The organism is Aeromonas diversa CDC 2478-85 (genome assembly GCF_000819805.1).
Taxonomy (GTDB): domain Bacteria; phylum Pseudomonadota; class Gammaproteobacteria; order Enterobacterales; family Aeromonadaceae; genus Aeromonas; species Aeromonas diversa.
This window is the reverse complement of the sequence record NZ_CDCE01000027.1, coordinates 154784-163846: the sequence shown is the minus strand read 5'-3', so window position 1 is coordinate 163846 and position 9063 is coordinate 154784. Positions and strand designations below refer to the sequence as shown.

The 9063-nt window shown below is 64.4% G+C and carries 6 protein-coding genes; 5 read left to right on the top strand and 1 reads right to left on the bottom strand.

The window, feature by feature from the left end; genetic code table 11:
* Nucleotides 1–344 precede the first annotated feature (344 nt).
* The 5 genes from kdpA to BN1121_RS09255 are packed head-to-tail and all read left to right on the top strand — an operon-like array spanning nt 345 to nt 7882.
* Nucleotides 345–2027: a potassium-transporting ATPase subunit KdpA gene (kdpA, locus tag BN1121_RS09275; protein ID WP_005351615.1), complete on the top strand. Its 1683-nt coding sequence runs from the start codon at nt 345–347 to the stop codon at nt 2025–2027.
* The gene (kdpB, locus tag BN1121_RS09270) at nt 2024–4081 is read left to right on the top strand and encodes a potassium-transporting ATPase subunit KdpB (RefSeq protein WP_005351603.1); all 2058 of its coding nucleotides are present in this window, start codon (nt 2024–2026) and stop codon (nt 4079–4081) included. The genes kdpA and kdpB overlap by 4 nt, the downstream gene beginning before the upstream one ends.
* Before the next feature lie 12 nt (nt 4082–4093).
* Complete coding sequence (locus BN1121_RS09265) at nt 4094–4615, top strand: potassium-transporting ATPase subunit C (protein ID WP_005351592.1); 522 nt, start codon at nt 4094–4096, stop codon at nt 4613–4615.
* Nucleotides 4608–7199: a DUF4118 domain-containing protein gene (locus BN1121_RS09260; protein WP_005351590.1), complete on the top strand. Its 2592-nt coding sequence runs from the start codon at nt 4608–4610 to the stop codon at nt 7197–7199. The genes BN1121_RS09265 and BN1121_RS09260 overlap by 8 nt, the downstream gene beginning before the upstream one ends.
* Complete coding sequence (locus BN1121_RS09255) at nt 7199–7882, top strand: response regulator (protein WP_005351589.1); 684 nt, start codon at nt 7199–7201, stop codon at nt 7880–7882. The genes BN1121_RS09260 and BN1121_RS09255 overlap by 1 nt, the downstream gene beginning before the upstream one ends.
* On the opposite strand, the gene BN1121_RS09250 is transcribed toward BN1121_RS09255, so the two are convergent.
* Nucleotides 7869–9014: a multidrug effflux MFS transporter gene (locus BN1121_RS09250; RefSeq protein WP_005351587.1), complete on the bottom strand. Its 1146-nt coding sequence runs from the start codon at nt 9012–9014 to the stop codon at nt 7869–7871. The genes BN1121_RS09255 and BN1121_RS09250 overlap by 14 nt on opposite strands.
* Nucleotides 9015–9063: the final 49 nt, after the last annotated feature.

The following is a 9063-nucleotide window of genomic DNA, read 5'->3' as shown; positions in this document are numbered from 1 at the left end:
CTGGTGAGGGCGCATTATAGAGATCTCTCTCTCGCTGGCAAGGGAAAAACCCAGAAAATATCACTCTGCGCGACTGTTTGCCTAAACCACCAACAGTTGCACACATTACCCACAGAGTTACCCACAAAACCTGATTTCCCCCGTCCCTTTATTCTGCTTTTACGCCCTTTTTACGCGATGCCCTGCAGCCTTTATAGAGGCTTTACGCGGCTCTTCCTTAGGATGGCGCCGACCAATCCAATAACGGAGTCACTATGAATTGGCTTTATCTGGTGCTGGTAATCGCCCTCACCGTTTATTTGGCGCGTGCACTGGCACGCTCACATGAATAAGGAAGAAGGATCATGTGGCAAACCTATCTTTACCCAGCAGCTTACCTCTCGCTGCTACTGCTGCCTGCGCCTCTGCTTGGCCGCTACCTTTACCATGTCTTCGAGGGACGAACCCGCTGGCTAGGCCCGATGGAGCGAGCCACCCTGGCGGCATGCGGCACCGATGGCCGCGAACAGGACTGGCGAGGCTATTTACTTAGTCTGGTGGCCTTCAACCTGGCCGGCCTGACCCTGCTCTTTGTGATTCTGCTCTCTCAGGGTGCTCTGCCTCTGAATCCGGAGCACCTGCCTGGCCTGAACTGGCAACTCGCCTTCAACACGGCGGTCAGCTTCATGACCAACACCAACTGGCAAGCCTATTCCGGTGAGGCCGCCCTCTCCTACTTCAGCCAGATGGCAGGCCTGACCACCCAGAACTTCGTTTCTGCAGCCACCGGGGCCACCGCCGCCATTGCGCTGTTCCGCGGGATCGCTCGCCAACAGACCACCAGCCTGGGTAACTTCTGGGTCGATCTGGTGCGCTTCTGCCTGTACGTGCTGCTTCCTCTCTCACTGCTCCTTGCCATGGTGCTGGTATGGCAGGGCGTGCCCCAGAGCCTGGGACACTATTTGCCCTTTACCGGTGTTGAAGGCCACGAGCAGGTACTACCGCTGGGGCCGGCCGCATCTCAGATCGCCATCAAGCAGCTAGGCTCCAACGGTGGTGGCTTCTTTGGCATCAACTCCGCCCACCCGTTCGAGAACCCGACCGCCCTCACCAACTGGCTGGAGATGGTGGCCCTGCTGACCATAGCGGCGGCCATGGTCTTTACGTTCGGACGTTATGTAAAGGATATGGCCCACAGCCGCGCCATCGTGTTCGCCATGGCAACCCTGTTTGTGGTGGGCCTTGTCATCACCCTCAGCCAGGAGCTGGCGGCCGACCCCAATCTGCATCAGCTGACCACCCAGGCCGGTAACTGGGAAGGAAAGGAGAGCCGCTTAGGCCCTACCCTCTCCGCGCTCTGGGCCGTGGCTACCACCTCAGCTTCCAACGGTTCGGTCAACGCCATGCACGACAGCTTCAGCCCGCTCGGCGGCATGGTGACCATGTTCAACATGCTTCTCGGCGAAGTGATCTTCGGCGGCATCGGCGCTGGCATCTACGGCATGCTGCTGTTCGTGCTGCTCACCGTCTTCCTGTGCGGCCTGATGGTGGGACGTACCCCCACTTACCTTGGCAAGCGCCTTGGCATCGCCGAGATGAAGTGGGTGGTGGCCAGCATGCTGGTCATGCCGGTCGGAGTCCTGGTCCTTGGTGGAATCACCCTGATGTTGCCTGACTCAGCCGCTGTCATCGGCCACGAGGGTCCCCATGGCCTGTCACGCCTCATCTACGCCTACGCCTCAGGCACAGGCAACAACGGCTCGGCCTTCGCCGGACTGGCAGCCGCCGACAACTGGCAATGCATCGCCATCGGTCTGGCCATGCTGCTCGGCCGCTTCGGCTACATAGTGCCAGTGCTGGCCATCGCCGGTCTGCTGGCTCGCAGCCCCCGCCAGGAGGCCAGCGACAGCGACTTCCCGGTCGGCGGTCCGCTGTTTGTCACCCTGCTGATCATTACCATTTTGCTGATAGGCGGTCTCTCTTTCCTGCCAGTTCTGGCTCTGGGCCCGATCGCCGAACATCTGATGCTGGGAGCATTCTCTTCATGAGCAAGTCCATAACCCTGGCCAACGGGCACAAACAGCCCCAGGCCGCACGCCGCCCTTCACTGTTGCTGACCGCGGCTGTCGAGGCATTCCGCCGCTTTAACCCGACAGCGCTGTGGGGAAGCCCGATCCTCTTTACCCTCTGGTTGTGCGCCGCGCTGGCCACCATGGAGTCCCTGCTTGGCCGCCCCGTTTCCGGTGTGGCCACCGGCCTGGCCTGGCAACTGACCGCCTGGCTCTGGCTGACACTGTGGTTTGCCAACTTCGCCGAGACCCTGGCCGAGGGGCGCGGCAAGGCGCGTGCCGACAGTCTTAAGGCGGGCATGAATCAGTTACAGGCACGCCGTGTGGGTGCCCTGGATGATCGTCAGGGCGAATGGGTTGCCGCCACCGATCTTCGTAAAGGAGATCTGGTGCTGGTGCATGCCGGCGAGATGATCCCGGCCGATGGCGAGGTGGTGCAAGGCATTGCCTCGGTCAATGAGGCCGCCATCACGGGCGAGTCGGCACCGGTGATCCGCGAGTCGGGTACCGACAAGAGCGGTGTGACCGGTAACACCCAGGTGGTCTCGGACCAGATCTGGATCCGGGTCACCGCCAATCCGGGTGAGAGCACCCTGGATCGGATGATCGCCCTGGTCGAAGGAGCCAAACGGCAGAAGACCCCCAACGAGCAGGCGCTGACCGCCCTGCTGGTTGGGTTGACTCTGATCTTCTTGCTGGTCGTGGCGACTCTGCCCCTGTTCCTCGGCTATAACCAGACCCAGGTACCGCGCCTCTATCTGATCGCCCTGTTTATCACGCTCATCCCGACCACCATAGGCGGTCTGCTCTCGGCCATCGGCATCGCCGGGATGGACCGGCTGGTGAAGCTCAACGTGATCGCCAAGTCGGGCCGCGCCGTGGAAGCGGCCGGTGACGTGCGCACCCTGCTGCTCGACAAGACAGGTACTATCACCTTCGGCAACCGTATGGCCGACGAGCTAATCCCGGCCCCCGGCGTCGAGCCTTCGCTGCTCAGTCAGGCCGCCATGCTGGCCTCGCTCGGCGACAGCACCCCGGAGGGGAAATCGATCCTGGCCCTGGGTGCAGCAACCCTGCAGGCCCCCGAACTGCTGCCGAGCGATACGGTGATCCCCTTCACCGCCGAGACCCGGTTAAGCGGTCTGGACCGCAACCGCCACAGCTACCGCAAGGGCGCCGTGGATGCCGTGCTCGCCTATCTGGCGCTCTCGCGCGAGAAGATGCCAGAGCCCCTGCGCCAGGCCGTCGATCGCATCGCCCGCCAAGGGGGAACGCCGCTGTTGGTCTGTACTCAGGATCGGCTGCTCGGTGTGGTCTACCTCAAGGACATCATCAAGCCCGGCATCAAGGCGCGCTTCCAGATGCTGCGCCACCTCGGCATCCGGACCGTGATGATCACTGGTGACAACCCCCTCACCGCCGCCGCCATCGCCGCCGAGGCCGGGGTCGACGACTTCATCGCCGAGGCGACCCCGGAGAAGAAGCTCGCCTATATCCGCCAGGAGCAGGCCGGTGGCCGCTTGGTCGCCATGTGCGGCGACGGCGCAAACGACGCCCCCGCCCTGGCCCAGGCCGACGTGGGTCTGGCCATGAACGAGGGAACTCAGGCCGCCAAGGAGGCAGGCAATCTGGTCGATCTCGATTCCAACCCGACCAAGCTGCTGGACGTGGTGCAGGTGGGCAAACAGCTGCTGGTCACCCGCGGCGCTCTCACCACCTTCTCCATCGCCAACGATCTGGCCAAGTACTTCGCCATCCTGCCGGCCTTGTTCGTAGCGGCCTACCCGCAGCTCGGCGTGCTCAACCTGATGCAACTGCACAGCCCGGAGAGTGCCATCCTGTCGGCCATCATCTTCAACGCCCTGGTGATCGTGGCTCTGGTGCCACTGGCACTGCGCGGAGTGAGCCTCAAGGGCACCGCCGCCGAGCTGCTGCGCCGCAACCTGCTGATCTACGGCGTGGGCGGACTCATAGTCCCCTTCGTCGGCATCAAGCTTATCGACGTGATTGTGACCGGCCTCGGGCTGGTATAAGGAAGAGAGACCATGATCGCTATTCGTACCCTGCTGACCCTGACCCTGCTACTCGGGGTCGGTTACCCCCTCGCCGTGACGGGCCTGGCCCAGTGGTTATTCCCCTGGCAGGCCAACGGCAGCCAGTTGCACAACGCCGAGGGAAAACTCATCGGCAGCGCCTTGCTGGCACAGCCTTTCCAGCAGGCCAAGTATTTCACCCCGCGCCCTTCGGCCAGCGAGTTTGCCTCTCTCGGCGGCAGTGCCAGCAACTTGGGCATGAGCGCCCCGGCGCGCCGCGCCTTTGCCGAGCAACAAGCCGCCGCCGGCTTCACCGATGCCGCCTTGCTGACTCGCTCCGCCTCCGGGCTCGATCCACACCTGCCTTTGACGGCGGTGCTGGAGCAGGTCGATCGAGTGGCCAAGGCTCGCGGCATGAAACCGAATGAACTGACGGAGCTGATCCGGTCCCATCAGGAAGCTGGTATCCTTGGCCCGTCTGTCATCAATGTGCTGGAGCTGAACCTGCTCCTCGATAAGGATCACCATGCGTGATGATGTGCGAGCCGACGCCCTGCTGGCGAGCCTGGAGAATGAACAGAAGGGCAAGCTCAAGGTCTTTCTCGGTGCAGCCCCCGGCGTAGGCAAGACCTACGCCATGCTGCAGGCGGTACGAGAGCAGGCCCGGGAAGGGGTCGACCTGCTTATCGGGGTCGTTGAAACCCATGGCCGGCGCGAGACGCTGGCCATGCTCGACAAACTGCCTATGCTGCCGCGGATGCCGATCTACCACCGTGGTCAGCGGCTCGAGGAGATGGATCTCGACGGTCTGCTGGCGCGCAAACCGGCGCTGGCGGTGGTGGATGAGCTGGCTCACTCCAACGCCCCCGGCTGTCGCCATGAGAAACGCTGGCAGGATGTGCAAGAGCTGTTGGCTGCCGGCATCGACGTCTACACCACCCTCAACGTGCAGCACCTCGAGAGCCTCAACGATCTGGTGTGGCAGCTGACCGGGGTGCGGGTGCGAGAGACCCTGCCCGATCAGGTGCTGCTCGATGCCGACAGTCTGGTGCTGATTGATCTGCCACCCAAGGAGCTGCTCGATCGGCTGCGCGAGGGCAAGGTCTACGTCCCTCACCAGGCGCGTGCCGCGCTGCAGTCTTTCTTCTCTCTCAACAACCTCACCGCCCTGCGCGAGCTGGCCATGCAGACCGCAGCCAGCCATGTGGAGGGAGACTTGCAGTTGCAGTGGCAGGCCGCAGGCAAGAGCACCCTGCCCCTGCGCGGCAAGCTGATGGTCTGCCTGGGTGATGATGATCAGGGCGCGGCCCTGGTGCGCCACGGTCACCGCTTCGCCCAGCGCCGCCAGCTCCCCTGGTTGGTGGTGCACGTGGACACCCGGGGAGAGGCGACCCCGGCAACCGAGCAGGCCTTGGCCCTTGCCTCCCAACTGGGTGCCAGGGTCATCACCCTCTCGAGCCCCTCGGTGGCCGACGCCCTGCTCGAGACCGCCGATCAGCAGCAGGTATCCCAGTTGCTGCTTGGCAAACCCCACAAGATTCCCTGGCGCCCCTCTCTGGTGCGCCACCTCATCAAGGCCGCCAAGGGGCTCGAGATCACCCTGGTCGATCTGGATCAACGCAGCTCGTCATTGCGCCGGCACGACGTGGCGCCCGGCAAGCCTCACGAATACCTCTTCTCGCTGGCGGTCATGGGGATCACCTCTGCCACGGCCTGGCTGCTGTCGGACTGGTTGCCCGCCAGCTCGATGCCACTGCTGTTCGTGCTCGGGGTGATGACCACGGCGCTCGGCACCAGTCTGCTGCCCGCCGCCCTGGCGGCACTGATCGGCTTTGTCGCCCACAACCTGCTGTTTGTCGAACCCCTCTTCTCCCTGACCGTCAACAAGCACAGCGACCTGCTCACCCTGCTGGTGCTGCTTATCGTCGGCATGACGGCGGGCCGGCTTGCCTCCCGCCAGCGTCAGCAGCTGGTGAGCCTGCGCGAGAGCCAGCATCTGGGCAACGCCCTGCTCTCCCTTAGCCAGGCGCTGACCAAGGCCAACAATCGTGAAGAGGTGCTGCGCCAGGGGAGCAAGGCGATCGCCCGCGCCCTCACGACCGACGTGCGGGTGCTCGACGCCCAGTATCAGGAACACGGTGGAGGCACGGAGCAGCCTCCGGGGCAAACGGACAAGGCCGCCATCGACTGGTGCCTGGCTCAGCAGCAGAGCGCCGGCGCCCATACCGCCACCCTGAACGCGGCCGAGGCACAATACCTGCCGCTCACCGACACCCTTGTGCTCGGGCTACGCCTCGGCAAACCCCTGTCGGCCGGCTCGGAGCGCCAGCTGCAAGCCTTGCTGGCCGACATCCGCGCCGCCCTGGCTCGGATCGATCTCGACGAACGCCTCGCCGACAGCCAGCTGCAGGCCGAAACCGACCGAATGCGTGCTGCCCTGCTCTCGTCGGTCTCACACGACCTCAAGACGCCACTGGCGACCATCATGGGGGCCGGTGGCACCCTGCTGGAATATGGTGAACGGATCCCGGATGAGGAGCGCATCGAGCTGCTTCAGTCGGTGCAGGAGGAAGCGGCGCGGCTGCACGGCTATGTGCAGAACCTGCTCGACATGACCCGTATCGGCTCCCCCGACTTCCAGCTCAAGCGCGACTGGATCGCCATCGAAGAGCTGGTCGAACACGCCCGTCATCGGCTCGCCGCCTCCTGGCGCCAGCACAAGCTATTGATACACCTCGATCAGCACGTCCCCCTCCTCTATGTGCATGGCGCCCTGATCGAGCAGGTGCTGGTCAACATCCTCGACAACGCCTCCCGCTACTCACCGGTCGGCACTCCCATCGAGCTCAAGGTGATGCTGGCCGACCCGGACATCATCATCGATATCATCGACATCGGGGTCGGCATCGCCGAGTCGGACCGGGACAAGATCTTCAACCTCTTCTACACCCAGCCGGTCGGTGACTGTGGCAGCCGCGGCACCGGGCTTGGCCTCGCCATTTCCCGCGCCATGATAGAAGCCCACGGCGGACGGATCTGGGCCTTCCCGGGCCCGAACCGCATCGGCACCTGCATGCGCATCGCCCTGCCCCTGGCCCTCAATTCACCGGAGACGTGATGGCCCATATCTTGATCATCGACGACGAACAGGCGATCCGCCGCTTCTTGCGTATCAGCCTGACTGCCGAAGGCCATCAGGTGAGCGAGGCCGTCAGCGTCGACGAAGGGCTGGCCGCCTATCGTCATACCCTGCCCGACCTCGTCATTCTGGATCTTGGCCTGCCGGACGGGGATGGCAGTCAGATCCTGACCCGTATCCGTGAACATCATCAGCTGCCGGTGTTGGTGCTCTCGGCCCGGGATTCGGAGCAGGAGAAGGTGCGCCTGCTCGATGCCGGCGCCAACGACTATATGAGCAAGCCGTTCGGCATCCAGGAGATGATGGCGCGTATTCGGGTGCTGCTGCGTCAGCGGGTCGGCGTGACTCAGAGCGACTGTCGTCGCTTCCCGCGCTGCGGACTCAGTGTCGATGCCACCAACCACAAGGTGACCCTGCACGATGAGGATGTCACCCTGTCACGCAAGGAGTTCGCCCTGCTGCAGGCCCTGGTCTGCCACCCGGGCAAGCTGGTACTACAGACCCAGCTGCTCAACGACATCTGGGGGCCGAGCCACAAGGAAGACACCCATTATCTGCGCATCGTGGTCGCCAGCCTGCGCAAGAAGCTGGGCGACAACCCTCAGGCCCCCCGCCTCATCGAGACCGAGACCGGCATCGGCTACCGCTTCATCGGCCAGTGACGTTCCACGTGGAACGCCTGGCCGCCCACAGGGCGAGCCCGGCGCACACCAAGAGCACGCCCCCCAGCGATTGCACCCAGCCGGCCAGCGCCAGCCCCAGGCTGAGTAGCAGGTAATACCCCAAGCCGAACAGGGCGCCGGCACTGCCGGCCACCGTTCGATAGTCGCGCAGAGCCTGACTTAGCACGTTCGGGATCGCCACCCCGAAGGCGATCACTACCCCCAGCATGGGCAACACGAAGGCCGCACTCCCCTGAAGCAAGATAATCCCGATGGCCGAACCGCACGCCAGGGCGCAGGCGCGGCGCACCAGGCGATCCGGTGTCACCCCCTGCCCCAGCCAGCGGCGGTTGAGCAGGCTGCCGGCCAGGGTGGCCAGCGCCAGTAACCAGCCCGAATAGCCGAACTCGGCCGCCCCCAACCCCAAGCGAGCAAACAGGAAGGGCGCCAGGCTGTAGTAGCCAAACAGCATGATGTTGAACAGGGCCACCAGCAGGGCACTGCGCAGCACGCTCCGATCGGCCAGCATGCGCAGCAGCAGCGGTGCCATGGCCACCGGGACAACGTCCGCCGGACGGGTCTCGGGAAGGCGCCACAGGGCGAGCACCAGCAGTCCGGAGGCGAGCAGCGCCAGTGCCACGAACACGCCACGGTGGCCGAAGTGCTCGGCCAGCTGACCGCCGCTGAGCAGCCCCAGCACAGGACTGGCCGCCAGCGCCACCCCCATGATGGAGAAGATCTGTGCCAGGTCATGGCCCTGATAGCGATCACGCAGCATGGTCTGGGTCACCACGGAGCCGGTGGCGGCGCCGAAGGCGGCGAGCCCCCGCGCCAGCAGTAGCCAGTCGAAGTCGGGAGCCCACAGGGCCAGCAGGGCGCCGGCCGCGTAGGTGACCAGCCCGAGCAGCATAGCCGGTCGACGCCCGAGGCGATCGCACAGGTGCCCCCAGGCCACCACGCCGGCGGCAAACGCCAGAAAGTAGATGGACAGGGTCTGGGAGGCCTGCGCCTCGCTCACACCGAAGTGGCGGGCGATGCCGGTCAGCGCCGGGCTATAGATGGTTTCGACCACCTGAGGAAACGTCATCAGCAGGATGATGAGCCAGCGGGGTGGCGTGGTGGGCTGTGTCATGGGGCACCTCATGGATTGAGAAAAGGCGCCCAGTGTAGAGAAGCGAGAG

Coding starts and splice junctions, on each gene's coding strand:
- kdpA (WP_005351615.1), top strand. CDS start 345: ATGTGGCAAACCTATCTTTACCCAGCAGCTTACCTCTCGCTGCTACTG.
- BN1121_RS09255 (WP_005351589.1), top strand. CDS start 7,199: ATGGCCCATATCTTGATCATCGACGACGAACAGGCGATCCGCCGCTTC.
- BN1121_RS09250 (WP_005351587.1), bottom strand. CDS start 9,014: ATGACACAGCCCACCACGCCACCCCGCTGGCTCATCATCCTGCTGATG.
- kdpB (WP_005351603.1), top strand. CDS start 2,024: ATGAGCAAGTCCATAACCCTGGCCAACGGGCACAAACAGCCCCAGGCC.
- BN1121_RS09265 (WP_005351592.1), top strand. CDS start 4,094: ATGATCGCTATTCGTACCCTGCTGACCCTGACCCTGCTACTCGGGGTC.
- BN1121_RS09260 (WP_005351590.1), top strand. CDS start 4,608: ATGCGTGATGATGTGCGAGCCGACGCCCTGCTGGCGAGCCTGGAGAAT.